17 protein-coding genes and 1 tRNA gene are annotated in these 18,775 nt (G+C 64.1%); 13 read left to right on the plus strand and 5 right to left on the minus strand.

What is annotated here, in order from left to right:
• Positions 1 to 30: 30 nt before the first annotated feature.
• The 8 genes from sufC to BLT50_RS00730 all read left to right on the plus strand — a co-directional run bounded on the left by sufC (position 31) and on the right by BLT50_RS00730 (position 5,932).
• Positions 31 to 786, plus strand: a complete 756-nt coding sequence (gene sufC / locus BLT50_RS00700) for a Fe-S cluster assembly ATPase SufC (protein WP_090025469.1) — start codon at positions 31 to 33, stop codon at positions 784 to 786.
• Positions 786 to 2,072 (plus strand): Fe-S cluster assembly protein SufD, encoded by a 1,287-nt coding sequence (sufD, locus tag BLT50_RS00705; RefSeq protein WP_090025471.1) that lies wholly within the window; start codon positions 786 to 788, stop codon positions 2,070 to 2,072. Before sufC ends, sufD begins: the two co-directional genes overlap by 1 nt.
• Positions 2,072 to 2,557, plus strand: coding sequence for a YIP1 family protein (locus BLT50_RS00710; RefSeq protein WP_090025474.1), 486 nt, complete (start codon positions 2,072 to 2,074; stop codon positions 2,555 to 2,557). The genes sufD and BLT50_RS00710 overlap by 1 nt, the downstream gene beginning before the upstream one ends.
• Entirely contained in the window at positions 2,557 to 3,144 is a 588-nt protein-coding gene (locus BLT50_RS00715) for a Yip1 family protein (protein ID WP_139170449.1), read from the plus strand. Before BLT50_RS00710 ends, BLT50_RS00715 begins: the two co-directional genes overlap by 1 nt.
• Positions 3,137 to 4,357, plus strand: coding sequence for a cysteine desulfurase (locus BLT50_RS00720; RefSeq protein WP_090025479.1), 1,221 nt, complete (start codon positions 3,137 to 3,139; stop codon positions 4,355 to 4,357). Before BLT50_RS00715 ends, BLT50_RS00720 begins: the two co-directional genes overlap by 8 nt.
• A 146-nt stretch (positions 4,358 to 4,503) precedes the next feature.
• Positions 4,504 to 4,644 carry a hypothetical protein gene (locus tag BLT50_RS19195; protein ID WP_175491360.1) on the plus strand — a complete coding sequence of 47 codons (141 nt, stop codon included), beginning with the start codon at positions 4,504 to 4,506 and terminating at the stop codon, positions 4,642 to 4,644.
• A 125-nt stretch (positions 4,645 to 4,769) separates the two neighbouring features.
• Positions 4,770 to 5,783 (plus strand): methyltransferase, encoded by a 1,014-nt coding sequence (locus BLT50_RS00725; RefSeq protein WP_090025481.1) that lies wholly within the window; start codon positions 4,770 to 4,772, stop codon positions 5,781 to 5,783.
• Positions 5,784 to 5,855: 72 nt separating this feature from the next.
• Positions 5,856 to 5,932, plus strand: a tRNA-Arg gene (locus BLT50_RS00730).
• A 26-nt stretch (positions 5,933 to 5,958) separates the two neighbouring features.
• On the opposite strand, the gene BLT50_RS00735 is transcribed toward BLT50_RS00730, so the two are convergent.
• Positions 5,959 to 7,398: a M81 family metallopeptidase gene (locus BLT50_RS00735; protein WP_090025484.1), complete on the minus strand. Its 1,440-nt coding sequence runs from the start codon at positions 7,396 to 7,398 to the stop codon at positions 5,959 to 5,961.
• A 311-nt stretch (positions 7,399 to 7,709) separates the two neighbouring features.
• Here BLT50_RS00735 and BLT50_RS00740 point away from each other — a divergent pair, with 311 nt between their 5' ends.
• From BLT50_RS00740 to BLT50_RS00755, 4 genes are all read left to right on the plus strand, one after another.
• Entirely contained in the window at positions 7,710 to 9,284 is a 1,575-nt protein-coding gene (locus BLT50_RS00740; protein WP_245723245.1) for an ABC transporter substrate-binding protein, read from the plus strand.
• 73 nt (positions 9,285 to 9,357) lie between these two features.
• Entirely contained in the window at positions 9,358 to 10,302 is a 945-nt protein-coding gene (locus tag BLT50_RS00745; RefSeq protein WP_090025490.1) for an ABC transporter permease, read from the plus strand.
• Complete coding sequence (locus BLT50_RS00750; RefSeq protein ID WP_090025493.1) at positions 10,302 to 11,174, plus strand: ABC transporter permease; 873 nt, start codon at positions 10,302 to 10,304, stop codon at positions 11,172 to 11,174. The genes BLT50_RS00745 and BLT50_RS00750 overlap by 1 nt, the downstream gene beginning before the upstream one ends.
• On the plus strand, positions 11,171 to 12,784 hold the full coding sequence (locus BLT50_RS00755; RefSeq protein ID WP_090025496.1) for an ABC transporter ATP-binding protein: 1,614 nt from the start codon (positions 11,171 to 11,173) through the stop codon (positions 12,782 to 12,784). Before BLT50_RS00750 ends, BLT50_RS00755 begins: the two co-directional genes overlap by 4 nt.
• 10 nt (positions 12,785 to 12,794) lie before the next feature.
• On the opposite strand, the gene BLT50_RS00760 is transcribed toward BLT50_RS00755, so the two are convergent.
• Positions 12,795 to 14,192 (minus strand): amidase, encoded by a 1,398-nt coding sequence (locus BLT50_RS00760; RefSeq protein WP_090025499.1) that lies wholly within the window; start codon positions 14,190 to 14,192, stop codon positions 12,795 to 12,797.
• A gap of 189 nt (positions 14,193 to 14,381) precedes the next feature.
• Here BLT50_RS00760 and BLT50_RS00765 point away from each other — a divergent pair, with 189 nt between their 5' ends.
• Positions 14,382 to 15,548: a M20 aminoacylase family protein gene (locus BLT50_RS00765; RefSeq protein WP_090025501.1), complete on the plus strand. Its 1,167-nt coding sequence runs from the start codon at positions 14,382 to 14,384 to the stop codon at positions 15,546 to 15,548.
• Positions 15,549 to 15,551: 3 nt separating this feature from the next.
• Here the strand turns inward: BLT50_RS00765 and BLT50_RS00770 are convergent, their stop codons facing one another.
• The 3 genes from BLT50_RS00770 to mepK form a co-directional block, all read right to left on the minus strand.
• A complete protein-coding gene (locus BLT50_RS00770; RefSeq protein ID WP_090026938.1) occupies positions 15,552 to 16,289 on the minus strand; it encodes a glutamine amidotransferase in 738 nt (245 codons plus the stop codon).
• Positions 16,290 to 16,361: 72 nt separating this feature from the next.
• Positions 16,362 to 17,900, minus strand: a complete 1,539-nt coding sequence (locus BLT50_RS00775; protein ID WP_090025504.1) for a fused MFS/spermidine synthase — start codon at positions 17,898 to 17,900, stop codon at positions 16,362 to 16,364.
• Positions 17,901 to 17,997: 97 nt separating this feature from the next.
• Positions 17,998 to 18,567, minus strand: a complete 570-nt coding sequence (mepK, locus tag BLT50_RS00780) for a peptidoglycan L,D-endopeptidase MepK (RefSeq protein ID WP_090025507.1) — start codon at positions 18,565 to 18,567, stop codon at positions 17,998 to 18,000.
• Positions 18,568 to 18,775 lie beyond the last annotated feature (208 nt).

The raw sequence follows: 18,775 nt of genomic DNA on the forward strand, positions 1-18,775 counted from the left end.
CCGAAACGCGAATTGGAAAGGAACGACGAAATGCTGGAAATCAAGAACCTGCACGTGCAGCTGGAAGAAGAGGACAAGAAAATCCTCAAGGGCGTCGACCTGGTCGTCGAGCCCGGCAAGGTCCACGCGATCATGGGGCCGAACGGATCGGGCAAGTCGACCCTGTCCTATGTCCTGTCTGGCCGCGATGGTTATGAAGTGACCGATGGCACCGCCACGCTGGACGGCGAAGACCTGCTGGAGATGGAACCCGAAGAGCGCGCCGCAGCCGGCCTTTTCCTGGCGTTCCAGTACCCGGTGGAAATTCCGGGCGTCGGCAACATGACCTTCCTGCGGACCGCTGTGAATGCACAGCGCAAGGCGCGCGGCCAGGAAGAGATGTCCTCGACCGAGTTTCTCAAGGTAATCCGCGAAAAGGCCAAGGAGCTGAAGATCGACGCCGAAATGCTCAAGCGTCCGGTCAATGTGGGCTTTTCGGGCGGTGAGAAAAAGCGCAACGAAATCCTGCAGATGGCCATGCTGGAACCCAGGATGTGCATCCTGGACGAAACCGACAGCGGGCTGGACGTGGACGCGATGAAGCTGGTCAGCGACGGCGTGAACGCGCTGCGCGATGCGGGCCGCGGGTTCCTGGTGATCACCCACTACCAGCGCCTTTTGAATCATATCAAGCCGGACGTGGTGCACATCATGTCGGATGGCCGAATCGTCAAGACCGGCGGTCCCGAACTGGCCCTCGAGGTCGAGGAAAACGGCTATGCCGATATCCTCGGGGAGGTGGCGTGATGGCATTGCCGCAGGCGAAACTTGACGCGACCGAGACGCGGTTGGCGGCGATGGCATTGCCGTCCGGCGGCGCATGGATCACCGCCGCGCGCGATGCGGCGCTGGCCCGCGTGCGCGAGATGGGTCTGCCGGGGCGCCGTGACGAATACTGGAAATTCACCCGCCCCGACACGCTGGTCGAACCGCAGGCGCCCAAAGCCGCGCTGTTCAGCCATGACGAGGGCATGCCCTTCGACGATATGGACCGTGTGCGCGTCGTGTTCGTGGACGGCGTCTTCGACGCCGCTGCAAGCGACGACCTGACCGCCGCGGGCATCGAGATCGAACGCCTTGAGACTGCCGCCGCGCAGGACATTCACTGGGCGCGCGATCTTTACGGCGTGCTGGAAGAAAAAGGCCAGTACCCGGTGATGCGCCCGTTGGCGGCGCTGAACACCGCCTATGCCACCGACGGTGTGGTGATCCGGGTGACGGGCAAGGCCGAAAAGCCGGTCAGCCTGATCTATCGCCACGCATCGGAAACCTCGGACGCGATCCTGCATCACGTCATCAAGCTCGAGGAAGGCGCGGAACTGACCGTGCTGGAAAACGGCCCCGCCGCGGCGCGGTTCAACAAGGTGATGGAGGTCGAGGTCGCGGACAACGCGAAGTTCCACCATGTCCGCACCCAGGGGCGCGACCATGAACGCCGTGCGGCCACGCATATCTTTGCCCGCCTGGGCACCGAGAGCGTGTTCAAGAGCTTTACCATGACGGTGAACGGTGTGCTGACGCGCAACGAGTGCGTGATCGAACTGACCGGCGACGACGCCGTGGCGCATGTCGCGGGCGCGGCGCTGGGGGATGGCGATTTCCATCATGATGACACGGTGTTCATCACCCATGACGCCGTGAACTGCGAAAGCCGCCAGGTGTTCAAGAAGGTGCTGCGCAACGGCGCAACGGGCGTCTTCCAGGGCAAGATCCTGGTCCAGCCCGGCGCACAGAAGACCGACGGCTACCAGATCAGCCAGTCGCTGCTGCTGGATGACGACAGCAACTTCCTGGCCAAGCCCGAGCTTGAGATCTACGCCGACGACGTGGCCTGTTCGCACGGCTCGACCACGGGTGCGATCGACGAGGACATGCTGTTCTACCTGCGGGCCCGGGGCGTGCCCCTGAAAAAGGCGCAGGATCTGCTGGTTCTTGCGTTCCTGGCCGAGGCGGTCGAAGAGATCGAGGATGAACCCCTGCGCGATCACATCACCATACGCCTGCAGGGCTGGCTGGAACGGCATTCGCACTGATGGCGCTGGTCACCGACATCGTGGCCACCTATCGCGGCCCAGGTCGCGTGATCGGGCGTCTGCTGGCGGCGCCCGCCCATGAAGGGCGGGCGCTGGCGCTGTTGATGGGGGCCTGCATTCTGGTTTTCATCAGCCAGTGGCCGGTTCTGGCGCGTCGCGCCCATATGGAGGAGATGGACCTCCAGATGCTGTTGGGCGGGTCGCTGCTGGCCTGGGTCTTCATCGCGCCGTTGCTGCTCTATGCCCTGGCTTACCTGGCTTACCTCGTGACGCGTGTCCTTGGCGGCCGGGGGGATGCCTATTCCGTGCGTCTGGCGCTGTTCTGGGCGCTTCTTGCCTCGGCGCCGCTGATCCTGTTGAACGGGCTTGTCGCCGGCTTCATCGGGCCGGGTGCGCAATTGCAACTGGTCGGATTTCTTTGGGTCGTCGTTTTCGCCTGGTTTGCCATCGCCGGGCTGCGCCGGGCCGGGTGGGGGGGCGCGTGATGCCGTACGGGTTTGCCGATCTCGCCAGGGAAACCGTGTTCGATCCGCGCCGCGCGGCCGAACGTGTGCTGGATTTCGACATCGGGCGCAACGCGTTGTGGATGGCCCTGCTGCTTGCCACGGCGCTGAACGCGATCCTGTTCAGCCTGTCGAATTACCTGTACCCGTCGCCCTTGCCGTTCTCGCGCATCTTCGAGAACCCGATGCTGTATGCCATCGCGCAGGGTGGGGGGCTTGTCATCACCATCTTCGTGCTGACCTGGGTGGGCAACATGCTGGGCGGCACGGGGCGGCTGGGCGACCTGCTGCGCGCCATCGTCTGGTTGCAGTTCATGCGCGTGCTGGCGCAGCTTGTCATCGTCTTCATCGGCGTGACACTGCCCGTGCTGGGCGGCATCGTGTCGCTTGCGATCCTCGTGATCAGCTTCTGGATCCTGCTGCACTTCATCAACGTCGCGCACCGGTTCAATTCGCTGGGCCGCGCGTTCCTCGTTCTCTTGATGACCGGGCTTGGTATCAGCTTTGGTTTGACATTAATCCTGTCCCTCATCGGGGGGGCAATCGTGGGGATCTCTCCGAATGTATGATGTCGCAAAAATCCGCGCCGATTTCCCGATCCTGTCGCGCGAGGTGAACGGCAAGCCGCTTGTGTATCTCGACAATGGCGCCAGTGCGCAAAAGCCGCAGGTGGTGATCGACGCGATCACCCGCGCCTACAGCCACGAATACGCCAACGTGCATCGCGGGCTGCATTACCTGTCGAACCTTGCGACCGAGAAATACGAATCCGTGCGCGGCACCGTGGCGCGTTTTCTCGGTGCGGCCGACGAGAACGAGATCGTTCTGAACTCGGGCACCACCGAGGGCATCAACATGGTTGCCTATGGCTGGGCGATGCCGCGGATGGAGGCGGGGGACGAGATCGTCCTGTCGGTGATGGAACATCACGCCAATATCGTGCCCTGGCATTTCCTGCGCGAACGGCAGGGCGTCCAGCTTAAATGGGTGGATGTCGACAGCCGCGGCGTACTGGACCCGCAGAAAGTGATCGACGCGATCGGACCGAGGACGAAACTGATTGCCATCACCCATCTGTCCAACGTTCTGGGCACCGTGGTGGACGTCAAGGCGATCTGCCAGGCCGCGCGCGAAAAGGGCGTGCCCGTTCTGGTCGATGGCAGCCAGGCGGCGGTTCACATGCCGGTGGATGTGTCCGACATCGGCTGCGATTTCTACGCCGTGACGGGCCACAAGCTTTATGGACCTTCCGGGTCGGGCGCGATCTATGCGCGCAAGGAGCGCATGGAAGAGATGCGCCCCTTCCTGGGTGGGGGCGACATGATCCGCGAGGTGACCAAGGACAGCGTCACCTACAACGACCCGCCGATGAAATTCGAAGCGGGCACGCCGGGCATTGTCCAGATGATCGGCCTGGGTGTGGCGCTCGACTACATGATGGGGTTGGGGATGGATAACATCGCCGCCCATGAGGCGAGCCTGGCGCGGTATGCGGCTGAGCGTCTTTCGGGGCTGAACTGGTTGAACGTGCAGGGCACGGCGCCGGGCAAGGCCGCGATCTTTTCGTTTACGATGCAGGGTGCGGCCCATGCGCACGACATCAGCACGATCCTCGACAAGAAGGGCGTCGCGGTGCGCGCGGGCCATCACTGTGCCGGGCCGCTGATGGAACACCTGGGCACGCCGGCGACCTGCCGTGCATCGTTTGGGCTGTATAATACCGAGGCCGAGGTCGATGTGCTGATCGATGCCCTGGAACTCGCTCACGAACTGTTTGGCTGACGGATCGGCAAGGCTTTGCCGGGGGGCGTCTCGATTTCCGGCAAACTTGCGCTTATTGGCGGACTGCCGGGCAGAAGGCGCGCGCGATGCCGGAAACTGTGCCTAGCATGGCAGCGTAGAACCACCGTGAACGAGGGGACGCTGACATGATGAAACTCAAGATGACTGCCGTATTGATGATCACCCTGACCGCGCTGAGCGCTTGCGGACGGCCCGATCCCGAGCCGACGCCGCAACCCGTGATGCCGGAGCCGGTTTATGACAAGTACGGCAATCAGGTCGGCTGAAGCCGCAAGACTGCCTCAATACTACGCAAAAGCGACATGAAAAGTCGTTTTTGAGCCTTCATGCCTTCCATGATCGGGAGGGCCGCCCTATGGTCCTCCCGATTTCAATATGGATGGAGGCATGAATGACCCTTTTGACCGAAGCTGACGAAATTTCGCAGATCGCATTCGGATTCATGGGGTCGAAGGCGCTGTTTGCGGCGCTGGAGTTCAAGGTCTTCACCCATCTGGAGCAGGGGCCTCTGACGGCCGAGGCGCTGGCAAAGCGCGCGGGCATCCATCCCGACCGCGCCGAAACCCTGCTGACGGCGCTGGCGGGCCTTGGGCTTGTCTCGGTCGAAGGCGGGCGTTTTGCCAACTCACCCGCGGCCGAAGCGTTCCTGGTCAAGGGTGCGAAATACGATTTCGGCGATTACCTGCGCCTGCAGGTGGGGCAGCAGATGTACGGGCTGCTTGACCAGATCGACGGGGCGCTGGACGGCAGCCTGGGCGAGGAGGCAACGAAATCCTATGCCGAATGGTTCGCCGATCCCGAAGAGGCGCGGCTTTACTCTGAAAGCCAGCATGCCGGCTCGCTCGGCCCGGCGCGGCAACTGGCCCGCAGTCTGGATCTGTCGGGCGCGCGGCACATGCTGGATGTGGGCGGCGGCACGGGCGCATTTGCGATCACCTTGTGCAAGGCCAACCCGAACCTGCAGGCGACCATCGTCGATTTCCCGAATGTCGCGGAGTTGGGGCAGGGATACGTGGAAAAGGCCGGGCTGTCCGACCGGATCAGGTACGTGCCGGGCAACGCGCTGGAAACCGACTGGCCGGACGGGCAGGACGTCGTGCTGATGTCCTACCTGTTCTCCGGTGTGCCCGGGGCCACCCATGACGGGTTGATCGACCGTGCCCGCGACGTTCTGAAGCCGGGGGGCCGGTTCCTTGTGCATGATTTCGTGGTGCGTGAGGATCGCAGCGGCCCTGTTCTGGCCGCGCTCTGGCAGTTGCAGCACACGGCGTTCACCCCGCGGGCCCGTTCGCTCGATGCCGCGTGGCTTCACCGCGCGTTGGAACAGGCCGGTTTCGGGTCGGTCGAGATCGGCCCGATGATCCCGGAAATGACGATGCTGGCCCAGGCCGTGAAACCGGCCTGAGGATTTTTCGCCGTTGCATCGCCCATACCCGTTGCGGCGCGCAAACCGATGGCCTATAGACGCGGGCACAGCGGACCCATAGCTCAGCTGGATAGAGCGCTGCCCTCCGAAGGCAGAGGCCAGAGGTTCGAATCCTCTTGGGTCCGCCATATCCGCAAATCTTCGATTTTCCCCGTCAATCCAGGCGGATGCCCGGCCTTAGCTTCGTGTAGGGTATGGCCGTCAGATCGCAGGGGTTGGCGCCGGGGGCGACGGCGAACAGGACCGTTGGCGTGATGCGCTTGTAGTCGGCCATGAAATGCACCGCGCTTTTCACGCAGATGATGGCATGATCCCCAGGTTCTATCCCGGCCACCCGGAAGAATTCCTGGTCAAGGTTCTGACAGCGGACGCTGCCGACGACCACGCGGATGCCGGTGCCGTCGATGCGCAGCCCGGCGATGGGGCCGAGATCGGCATGCGCCCCGCCGAACATCGGACCCGAGCAGGTGAATTTGCCATCCGACAGCACCTCGACCACCACCGTGGCGCGGACGGGGTCTGAATATTGCCGATGCCCGCCGCCAAGCTCGATCTCGATCCGGGCGCCGACACCGGCCGCGTGCGCGGCTTGCGCCGCTGCCGGATCGTGCAGCATGGACAGAACGGCATCGGGTGCGCTTGCGTCCATCAGTGCCTGCAGCACTCCGGTCGTGTCCGAAGTGCCACCCGCGCCGGGGTTGTCCTGTGGATCGGCAATCAGAACCGGCCCGGTCATCGCCATCGCCTGCCGGACGGCTTCGGCCGCCGGCACCAGGCGCGCGTCGAACTCCGGCTCGGCCGCCTTCAGCCGTGCCAGAGCGGCATCGGCGGCGGCTTCGGCCGCCTCCTGCGTATCGGCATAGGCAAAGATCGACGGCCCGCAATCGGGGATGTCGGCCGGCGGGAACCCGATCGCCATGTCGACGGACACCGCGTCGGCGCCGGGCAGGGCGGCGTAAAGCTCTTTCGCGGGGCTGTGATCGGTCGTCTGCGCCGTGATCGGCGTCAGGAAATCGCCCTGCCTGTAAGCCTTGAACAGCGGCGCCGCCATCGCGCGGTCCAGCAGGGCGGCGGCGCGCGCGCCGGTTTCTGCGAAATCCGTGTGCGGGTAGGTGCGGTAGATCGTGACGACGCTGGCAAGGTCGAAGAATGCAGGGCTCAGGTTGCCGTGCAGATCGAGGCTGACCGCGATCGGCATGTCCGGTCCCATCCTGGCGCGGATACGGCGCAGGATTTCGGCTTCGGCGTCGGGATAGGCGCGGGTCACCATCGCGCCATGCAAATCGAGATAGACAGCATCCGGCGATGCGCGGGTGATGCCATCGACGATCTCGCCGGTGATGGTGTCGAACGCCTTGTCGGTGACGTAGCCGCCGGGTTCGGCCATCGCCCAGAGGATCGGCACCATCTGGTGCCGGCAGGCCGACATGAATCCCGCGATCGGAATGTTCAGCCCGTCGAAGACCTGGAAAACGTCGTCCCCCCGTGTAAGTGCCGGCCACGCGCCCTGCTGGATGAAATCGTCCAGCGTTGTTTCATCCGGGGCAAAGGTATTCGTTTCGTGCTGAAAGCCGGCGATGGCGATGCGGGTCATGTCCTGTCCTTGCGTCTGGTGGGGTGGTGTCCGATTCGGGTTTGCCGGACCGAATCGTCGGTCATTTCGAAAAAGTGGGGCATATTTTTTCCCGATATGCCCGCGGGCCGATTCCTCAATTGCCTACTTTATTTGCATACAAACGTGTTGTTTGCTGATTGCAGTGCAGGGCCGCTCCGGGCTCCTGCTATCCCAAGGAGAGCTTGACAGATCACGCAACGTCAACCGAATGTTTGAAAAACGAAAGGACGCCGGCCCTTAAGACCGGCAAACAAGACAGGGAGTCGTCAATGCTTTCACAAATCGGAAAAATGTCGCGTCGCGCCGTCATGGCCGCCGCGCTTGCGGTGCCGCTGGCTGCATCGCCATTTGCCTTGCAGGCAAATGCGGAAACGGTGATGCGGGTCATCCCGCATGCGGATCTCAAAAACCTCGATCCGATCTGGACCACCGCCTACATCTCGCGCAACCACGGCTACATGATCTATGACACGCTGTTCGCGATGGACGAGAACTTCGTGCCGCGGCCGCAGATGGTCGATACCTGGACCACGTCGGATGACGGGCTGGTTTGGACATTCGTTCTGCGCGACGGGCTGAAATTCCACGACGGCGCACCGGTGACCGGTGAGGATGTCGTGGCTTCGCTGACCCGCTGGGGCGCACGCGACGGTATGGGGCAGCAGCTTTTCGGCGTGATCGACACGCTCGAATCGCCGGACGCGAAAACCATCGTCATGACCCTGACAGAGCCTTATGGCCTGGTGTTGGAATCGATCGGCAAGATTTCGTCGAACGTGCCCTTCATCATGCCCAAGCGCATCGCGGAAACCGATCCGTTCGAACAGATCAGCGAATATGTGGGTTCCGGCCCGTTCGTGTTCCAGGCGGACGAATGGGTGCCCGGCTCTAAGGTCGTCTACACCAAGTTCGAGGATTACATTCCCCGCGACGAACCGGTTTCGGCCGCAGCCGGCGGAAAGATCGCCAAGGTCGACAAGGTGATCTGGCAGTACTTCCCGGATGCCACCACGGCGATGAACGCGCTGATGGCCGGCGAGGTCGATTTCTACGAGGCACCCGCGCCGGACCTTGCGCCGATCCTTGCGTCGAACCCCGACATCACCGTCGAAGTGAACGACCCGCTGGGCAGCATCGGTTTCGCGCGCTTCAACCACCTGCTGCCACCGTTCGACAATGCGGATATCCGGCGTGCGGCGATCATGGCGATGAAGCAGGAGGACTACCTGGCCGCCGGTATCGGTGACCCGCAGTTCTGGAAAACCTGCTACTCGGTCTTCCCGTGCGGAACGCCGCTTGAAAACGACGTCGGGTCCGAAGTGATGGCGACGGGCGATACCGAAAAAGCCAAGGCCGCGCTCGAGGCGGCAGGCTATGACGGAACGCCGGTTGTGATCATGCAGCCGACCGACATCGCGGTTTTGTCGGCATTTTCGCTGGTGACGGCGGAAAAGCTGCGTGATGCGGGCTTTACCGTGCAGCTCGAGGCGATGGACTGGTCGACCCTGACGTCGCGCCGGGCGCTCAAGGATCCGGTGGGCGAGGGCGGCTGGAACATGTTCCACACCTGGTGGATCGGTGCCGACGTGATCGACCCGATGGCGATTGCCTTCTCGGGCAACCCCGAAAAGGGCTGGTTCGGCTGGGCCGAAGACGCCGAGCTGGAAGAGGCGCGCGCCGCCTTTGCCAAGGCCGGCAGCCTGGAAGAAAAGCAGGAGATCGGCCGCAAGGTGCAGGAACGCCTGTGGGCGATCGGTGCCTCGGGTGAGCTGGGCCAGTTCTTCACGCCTGTTGCCTATCGCAACAACGTCAAGGGCCTGATCAAGTCGCCGGTGATGTTCTTCTGGAACATGTCGGTCGAATAAGACCCATGAAACCTGTCCGGCGCGGGGCCAAACCCGCGCCGGCTCACAATAAAAACGGGGCGCACGGGGGCACATGCTTTACTACATCTTCAAACGTGTCTTGATGACCATTCCGGTGATGGTCATCGTTGCACTTTTCGTATTTCTGATGCTGCGATTGTCTCCGGGCGATCCGGCCGCGGTGATCGCGGGCGATTATGCCACCGCCGAGGATGTGGCGCGTATCCGCGAACAGCTGGGCCTGTCCGAACCTATCGTGGTTCAGTTCACCAAGTGGCTGGGCCAGCTTGCCCAGGGTGATCTGGGCACCTCGATCTTTTCCAACAAACCGGTGGCCGAACTGATCGCGCAGCGGATCGAGCCGACGATGCTGCTGGCGCTGACGACGATCATCTTTTCCGTGCTCGTGGCCGTTCCGCTGGGCACACTGGCCGCCTATCGCGCGGGAAGCTGGATCGACCGGGTCGTGATGCTGTTTTCGGTCGGGGGCTTTTCGGTCCCCGTGTTCGTTCTGGGCTATGTGCTGATCTACATCCTGTCGCTCAACCTCAAACTTCTGCCGGTGCAGGGCTACCGATCTCCGTTCACCGAAGGGATCGGGCCGTTCTTCGCACATATAACCCTGCCGACCCTGACGCTGAGCGTGATTTTCATCGCGCTGATCGCGCGCATGACGCGCGCCTCGGTGATCGAGGTGCTGGAAGAGGATTACGTGCGCACCGCCCGCGCCAAGGGACAAAGCGAATTCAAGGTGCTGATGCGCCACGCACTGCGCAATGCGGCCGTGCCGATCATCACGGTGATCGGGATCGGCATCGCGCTGCTGATCGGTGGCGTGGTGGTGACGGAAAGCGTCTTCAACATTCCCGGCCTTGGCCGTCTGGTGCTGGATGCGGTGCTGGCGCGGGACTACCCGATCATCCAGGGGCTGATCCTGTTCTTCAGCTTCATCTACATCGTTCTGAACCTGCTGATCGACCTCAGCTATTCGCTTCTGGACCCGAGGATCCGTTACTGATGGCCGAAACAGCATCCCCCGCACCGCAGGCCGCCGCGCAGCCAAGCATCTGGCGCATCGCTCTCAGGAACCGGTCGGTCTTCTGGGGTGGCCTGATCCTTGTGATCATCGCGCTGATCGCGGCGTTCGGCAGCTTTTTCACCGCCGATCCGATGGACATCAACCCGATGGGCCGGCTGAAACCGCCGGGAGACTTCGGCCTGTTCGGCACCGACCAGCTCGGCCGTGACGTGTTCAGCCGGGTGGTGAACGGCGCGCGCATTTCGCTGACCGTGGGCACGGCCGTCGCCGTGATCTCGATCGTGATCGGCCTGTTCCTGGGGCTGGTGGCGGGGTATTTCCGCTACATGGACGCGGTGATCATGCGGGTGATGGACGGGCTGATGTCGATCCCTGCGATCCTGCTGGCCATCGCGCTGATCTCGCTGTCGGGGGCAACGCTGCTGACCGTGGTCACCGCCATCGTCATTCCCGAAATCCCTCGCGTCGTGCGCCTTGTGCGCTCGGTCGTGCTGACCGTGCGCGAGGAGCCTTATGTCGAGGCCGCGATTGCCGCTGGTACGCGGACATGGCTGATCATGCTGCGCCACGTTCTGCCCAACACCATCGCGCCGCTGATCGTGCAGGCGACCTATGTCTGCGGGTCGGCCATGCTGACCGAGGCGATCCTGGGCTTTCTTGGCGCGGGCATTCCGCCGGAAATCCCGTCCTGGGGCAACATCATGTCCGAGGGCAGAACCTTCTTCCAATTGACACCGTGGATCATCTTTTTCCCCGGCGCGGCGCTTGCGGTGACCGTTCTTGCGGTCAACATCGTGGGCGACGGGCTGCGCGACTCTCTTGATCCACGTATCGCGAGGACCATGCGATGAGCCCCATTCTGGACATTCGCGGCCTGACCGTCAGCCTGCCCAAGCAGGCCGACCGGCCCTATGCGATCAAGGACATCACCTTCAGCGTGAATGCGGGCGAAATCGTCTGTGTCGTGGGGGAATCCGGTTCGGGCAAGTCCGTCACCTCGTTCACGGTGATGGGGCTGCACGACAAACGCGCGCTGACGCCCGTGGCAGGTGAAATCCTGCTGCAGGGCGAAAACATCCTGAACGCCTCGGACGCCAAGATCCGCCGGATGCGCGGGGAAAAGATGGCCATGATCTTTCAGGAGCCGATGACCGCGCTCAATCCGGTGGCGCCGGTCGGCGACCAGATCGGCGAGATGCTGGAAATCCACACCAACCTGTCGGCGTCCAAGCGCAAGGCAAAGGTGTTGCAGGCGATGCGCGACGTGCATCTGCCGGACCCGGAGAAGATGTATCATTCCTATCCGCACCAGTTGTCGGGCGGACAACGTCAGCGCATCGTGATCGCCATGTCGCTGGTGCTGGAACCCGTGCTGCTGATCGCCGACGAACCGACGACCGCACTGGACGTGACGACGCAGGCGCAGATTCTGTCGCTGATCAAGGAACTGCAGGAACGGCGCGGCATGGGCGTGTTGTTCATCACCCACGATTTCGGGGTGGTGGCGGACATCGCCGACCGCGTGGTCGTCATGCAGAACGGCGAAATCGTGGAACAGGGTCCGGTCGATCAGGTGCTGGGTGCGCCGGAACATCCTTATACCAAGATGCTGATCGCGGCGGTGCCGTCGATGACGCCGCCCGAACGCGAAGAGGTGACCGGCGAAACCGCCCTGTCCGCCACGCGGCTGAACAAGCAATACGGCCACAAGGGGCTGTTCGGCGGGGGCCGGGTCGTCGATGCGGCCAATGACGTGAACTTCATCGTGCGCCGGGGCGAAACGCTGGGCATCGTGGGCGAATCCGGGTCGGGCAAGTCGACCGTGGCGCGCTGCGTCATGCGCCTGATCGACCCGACCTCGGGCGAGGTGCTGATCGGCGATACCGATATCGCCACCCTGCGCGAGGACAAGCTGCGCCCGCATCGCCGCGACATCCAGATCGTGTTCCAGGATCCCTACCGTTCACTCAATCCGCGCCGCACCGTTGGGCAATCCATCACCGAAGGCCCCGTGAATTTCGGCGTGAGCCAGGCCGAGGCCCTGGACCGCGCCAAGCGGCTTATGTCGATCGTGGGTCTGGCGCCCGAGGCGCTGGACCGGTTCCCGCACCAGTTCTCGGGTGGGCAGAGGCAGCGCATCTGTATCGCGCGCGCCCTTGCGATGGAGCCGATGGTGCTGATCGCGGACGAGGCCGTGTCGGCTCTGGACGTGTCGGTGCAGGCGCAGGTTCTCGATCTGCTCGAAGACGTCCGCGACGAGTTCGACCTGGCCATGCTGTTCATCACCCACGACCTGCGCGTGGCCGCGCAGATCTGCGACCGGATCATGGTGATGCGCAAGGGCGTGGTCGTGGAAAACGGCCCCACGGCCGAGGTGTTTTCCAACCCGCAGCACGAATACACGAAGGCGTTGCTTGCGGCAGCGCCGGGGCACGGAACCTTCGACAAGGAATCCGCCTGAGCGATCCGCCTTAGCCCTGCCAGGGCTGGGGCGTGCCGAACCCCTGTTCCAGAACCTCGCCCGCCATCAGCGCGATATCCTCGCGCCAGGGTGGGGTGACGATCTGCACACCCGATGGCACGCCATCTATTATCCCGCTGCAAACCGACAGGCCGGGCAGGGCCAACAGGGGCAGCGCGATCTGGCTTAGCTGCGCATCCCAAATGCGGTTCAGCGCGTCCGCGCCTGTCAGATCTTCGTCAGCCTTAAAGGGCAGTTCCCCCGAGACCGGCATCAGAACAACCGGGTAATCCGACAGGAACATCCGCCATTCGCGCATCAGCGCCAGGCGGCGTTGCAGTGCCGCGCTCAGTTGATTGGGTTGGAATTCCGCCGCCCGCGCCGCGAACCGCCCGATCAGCGCCAGCGCGCCGGGATCGCCCTCGGCCTCGGCTGCGGCGGCCTTTTCGGCGAACCCGTCCATCAGCCACAAATCGATCTGCAGCTCCTTGGCCTCGGTCAGGGGCGGCACCGAGGCAGGTTCCTCGACCTCCCAGCCGGCGGCGCGCAGCATGGCGGCGGCGCGGTCGAGGTCGTCCAGAATCCGGGGATCGACCGCCATTCCGTCCGGCCGCCGCACCAGCGCGGCGCGGCGCGGCAGGTCGGGGCCGGTCAGGAGCACGGGATAGCTCAGCGGATCGCCCGGTTCTTCGCCCGACATCACCTCGAGCGCAAGGCGCAGGTCATCGACGCGCAGGGCAAGCGGCCCGCTGACCGCCATCAGTTGCGGCCCGATCGGGCGTGCCCCGCCTGTCATGTTGTAGCTGGGCACGCGGCCGACCGAGGGGCGCAGACCCTGCACCCCGCAGGCATAGGCCGGATAGCGGATCGAGCCCGCGATATCGGTGCCATGCGCGATATGTCCGAGGCCCGCCGCCGTCGCCGCGCCGGCCCCGCCTGACGATCCGCCCGGTGTCAGATCGGCGTTGCGCGGGTTCAGCGTGGTGCCGTGCTGCGCGTTCGACGTGAACCAGCGATAGGAAAAGGCCGGCGTGTTGGTGCGCCCGATGATCAGCGCATCCTCGGCCCGCATCCGCGCGACGAAGGGGCTGTCTTCGTCAGCGACAAGATCGGCGGCCAGCTTCGTGCCATTGGTCGTGGCGTGGCCGGCCTGATCCGTGATCACCTTGATCGTCACCGGAACGCCCGCCAGTTTGCCCACGCGCCCGCCCGCCTTGATGCGCTTGTCCAGCGCCTCGGCGGCTTCCATTGCCTCGTCACCGCAATCCTGCACGATGGCGTTTATCTGCGGGTTCAGCGCGGCCACCCGATCCAGCGTGGCGCGGGTGACATCGACCGGGCTCAGCGTACCGCGGGCGATGTGGTTGGCAAGGTTGCGGGCGGAAAGAGAAAGCGGGTCGAGTGTCATGGGCCATGTCCGGGATTTGCCGCGGCAGACTGCGCCGCGTGGCCAGCTTAGACCCAAGATGCGTGCAGGGAAAACCGGCATTTGACCGTTCGGGCATCTTTCCGGTGCGCCCCGCGCTCGACACCCGCGGCAGGCACGGCTACCGTTGCGGCAACATTCGTCACCAAGCCTAGTCAAACGGAGCCCGCCATGACCGTCATGCCCGAAATCGCCGCCGCCGAAGCCGAGCTGGTCGATATCTTCGAAGACCTGCACGCCCATCCCGAAATCGGGTTCGAGGAAAACCGCACCGCGCAGATCGTGGCCGAAAAGCTGCGCGCCTACGGTGTGGACGAGGTGCATACCGGCATCGGCGGCACGGGCGTCGTGGGGCTGATCCGGGGCAAGGGAACGGGCAATCGCTGCGTGGGGCTGCGGGCCGATATGGATGCGCTGCCCATCGACGAGGCGACCGGGCTGCCCTATGCCTCGCAAAGCGCGGGCAAGATGCATGCCTGCGGGCATGACGGGCATACCACGATGCTGCTGGGCGCGGCCCGCTACCTTGCCGAAACCCGCAATTTCGACGGCACCGCGATGGTCGTCTTCCAACCCGCCGAAGAGGGGTTGGGCGGCGCGCGCCGAATGCTGGCCGAAGGGCTGTTCGAACGGTTCCCCTGCGACGAGATCTACGGGCTGCACAACAACCCTATGGCCGCACCGGGCGAGGTGTCGCTGGTCAAGGGGGCGGCCATGGCGGGCGCGCAGTTCTTTGACATTACCGTGCGCGGGCAGGGCAGCCACGCCGCCATGCCGCACCAGTCGCGCGATGCGCTGGTGATCGCCTCGTCGCTGGTGGGCCAGATCCAGACCGTGGTCAGCCGCAACGTGCCCGCCACCGAAACCTGCGTCGTGTCGGTGACGCAGATCCATTCCGGCGCGGCCTACAATGTCGTGCCCGCCGAGGCGCGTCTGGCCGGGACGATCCGCTATTTCAGCGACGAGATGCGCGATCTTGCGGAATCGCGCATGGCCGATCTGTGCAAGGGCGCGGCGCTGGCCTATGGGGTCGAAATCGATTTCGACAGCCACAACGTCTTTGACGTGCTGCTGAACGATGCCGACCTCTCTGACGCCTATCTTGACGCCGCGCGCGAGGTGGTGGGGGGCGACAAGGTGTCCGAGCGCACCACGCCGCTGACCGGCTCCGAGGATTTCGCCGACATGCTAAAGGTTGTGCCGGGGGCCTATTGCATGGTCGGCCATTCCGGCGATATGCCGCTGCACAATCCCGGTTTCGTTCTGGGCAAGGAAATCCTGCCCGTCGGCGCGTCGCTCCTTTCGCGGATCGTGGAAAAGCGCCTGCCGCTGGGCTGATCCCTAGCTGCGATAGCGTGCCACGAAATTGCGCAGGATCTTTTCGGGCTGGTCCACATGCGCCGCGCGGCACGTGGCGATCAGGTCGTCTGCCTCGTCTGGGCGGAAATACCCCTTGTTGCGGTATAGCCGGATGCGGGTTTCGAACACCGCGCCATCGGCCTCCGGGTGGAACTGCGTGGCATAGATGTTACGCCTGACCCGGATCATCTGGAACGGGCAGGGCGCCGACGACAGCAGGTGAACCGCACCGTCCGGCAGGTGCTGGACCGCCTCCTTGTGACCGACGAAAGCGGCAAAGCGGTCGGGCAGGCCCGCCATCACCGGGTCGTCCTTGGCGGCTTGGGTCATTGTGCAGTCGACCGGGCCGACCGGTTCGCCGTAATTGTCCTTGCTGACGCGCGCGCCCAGATGATGCGCAAGAATACCGATCCCGTAACAGCATCCCAGGAACGGCGTGTCGCTTTCGGTGATCGCCGGCATCAGCGCCAGTATCTGTTCCTCGATCCGCGCCTCGACCGGGTCTTTGTCTTCGGGCGCGTCACTGACGCAACCGGGGCCACCGCCGACGATCACGCCGGAATAATCCGACAGGTCGATGTCGCCGGGCAGGTTCTCCTGGTCGAGCCTGATGCGATGCGTTTCGGCCGACGACATGCCGCCCTTGGCCAGAAACGCCGCGTATTCATCGTCGGACGCTTCTGTTTCGGGGCGCAGTTGCAGGATCAAAAAGGGGCGCATGGCTGTCTCCGGCAGGGTCGGGGCGTTTTTCACCCGCGCCGGGGCCGCATGCAACCCCCGCCGCGCCGCCGGTCAGAACCGTGTGCCCATCAAACGGTCGATCGGGGCGAAATCGTCGGTCAGCACGATGGGCGCGCGTGTTATCACGATTGCCTCGACAGTGTCGTCGGCCAGTCGCGCGAACTGGATCGGATTGGGGGTCCGGCCGTTCAGGCGGCTGACCGGCGTTTCCGTCTGCCCAGCGGCGAGGATGAAAACCAGCCGTTCGCCGGGGGCCGGGCGGCGCGCCTCGGTCCAGACTTCGACGACCGGAAAGACCTGCCGCAGCGTGGCGATGGTTGATGCCAGCGCACGCAGGTTGTCGGCATGGTCGACCACGTTCATCAGGTAAGAGCCGCCGGGCTCAAGCCGGTCGCGCACCAGCTCGAAAAACTCGCGCGTGATCAGATGGGGCGGCACGGCGATGTCGGTAAAGGCATCGCCCACGATCACGTCATACCGGTCGGGCCGGGTGCGCAGCGCGGCGCGCGCGTCTTCGGTCAGCACGGTGGCGCTGGCCGGATCGAACCAGAAATCCTCGACCGCAGTTTCGGTCACGGCGGGGTCGATTTCGGCCACGGTCATGCGCGCGGGCGGGGTGGCAAGTGCCCATTTTCGCGGAACGGAATACGTACCGCCTCCGATGAAGAAGGCTGAAAACCCGGGAGCGTCGACCCGCGCCTGCGCCAGCAGGTCAAACAGTGCCGCGCTGTCGTAAAAGATCACCTGGGGCAGGTCGCGCGCGCCGCGCCCATGCACGAGGTGATCCAGCACCATCATGTGCACGGGGCTGTTGGGATCGGCGCTGATATCCACCGTGCGGATGCAGAAATAATCGCTTTCGCGGGTGCAGGGGCTGGGTTGCGACAGCGCCGCACCGGCAAGGCCCAGGCCCGCCACCAGCGATACTCCGGCCCAAAGCCATGCGACGGCCACGCCCGCGCGCCGCGCCCAGACCAACAGCAGCCCGGCCGCCACGAGATAGCACAGCGTGACCGCCACCAGGGTGCCCACCGACCCCAGCCACGAGATAAAGACGAAACCCGCCAGCAAAGTGCCGGCGATGGCGCCAATCGCACCGGCGGCGAACATCGCCCCCAGCGCGCGCCCCGAGGCATCGGGATTCGCGGCCACGCTGATCTGCGCCAGCACCGGTGCAGGGATGCCCGCGAAAAACGAGGGCGTGAAGAACGCGATCGAACACAAAGCCACGATAGCGACGATCTGGTTCTCGGTCATCGGCAGGACAATGCTTGCCCCCCAGCGTAAAAGAAACAGGGCGGCCGCGGTCGTCAGCGCAGCGCCGACCATGCTCCATCCCGTCCAGCGCAGCGCGCGGCCACTGTCCATTTCGGCGATCCGGCCACCGGCCCAATGCCCCGCCGAGAACCCGGCCAGCACGACCGCGATGATCGACGTCCAGGTGTAAAGCGACATGCCGACATAGGGTGCAAGCATCCGTCCCGCCACGATCTCAACGACCAGGGATGCCGCGGAAACCACGGCCTGTACGATCACAAGCAAAGGAACGGAGGGCAGAACGCCCAGGGTGGAATGGGATGCGTTTGTCATGTGGTGATATTCGCTGCAAAGCGGTGGTGCGCAACAAAAAACCGCCCCGAAGCGGGACGGTCGACACGATTTTGAACTTGGCGGAATTGCGGGTGGGTCAGCTGCCCCAGCTGCGTACCGGGCCGCAATCCATGTGGACGAAGTTCGAGCGCGAATAGCGTCCGACACCGCCGGCACGGCAGGCGGCCGCGGCGCGGGCCATCTGGTTCACCGAGCGCGACGCCAGCCGCAGGTCGGCGGCCTGGCCGCGCATGTGGCGCGAATTCTTGGCCACGCCCGACGAACGGCTGCGCAGCATGGCGTTGGTTTCGGGGCTGCGGTAGCCCGACAGCAACATGTAGGGTTCGTTCACGTCCATCAGGTTATGCGCCGCCGCCATGATGTCGACCGTGCGAAGATCGATATCCATGGTCTTGTTGTTGCGCCAGTCCCGCATGAAATGGGTGATTTCCCGGATCGCGTCGCCGATGTATTCGCCTTCGATCCAATAGATCATGTCCAGCCGTTCGCCTGTGCGCCCGCTATACATCTTGATGCGTCGGATGTCGCCCGATCCGCGAAGAAAGCCTGCTGCGTGTGAGAATGTTGGCGCTGCCGATATGGTCGTTGCTGCGAATGCGCCCAAAAGTGCCCGGCGGGAAATGCCCGCGTCACGCTGTTCCGTCATGTCTCTAGCGCCCGTCCCGTCGCTTACCTGTTTCACGCCGTGGCGTTGCACGGCTTCTGCCATCTCATCCCCAGATGCACGGGTTTTATTGCACATCTCGAATCGCGGTCCAAGCGCGGATTCATTACAATGCGGATTATCAAGAGTTTTCGGCAATTTTCTGCGCAATGCGTCGCGCCTGTGGCGCAAAACCCCGAATCCCGCGGTG

It is taken from the genome of Lutimaribacter saemankumensis (assembly GCF_900100005.1).
In the GTDB taxonomy this organism is placed as follows: Bacteria; Pseudomonadota; Alphaproteobacteria; order Rhodobacterales; family Rhodobacteraceae; genus Lutimaribacter; species Lutimaribacter saemankumensis.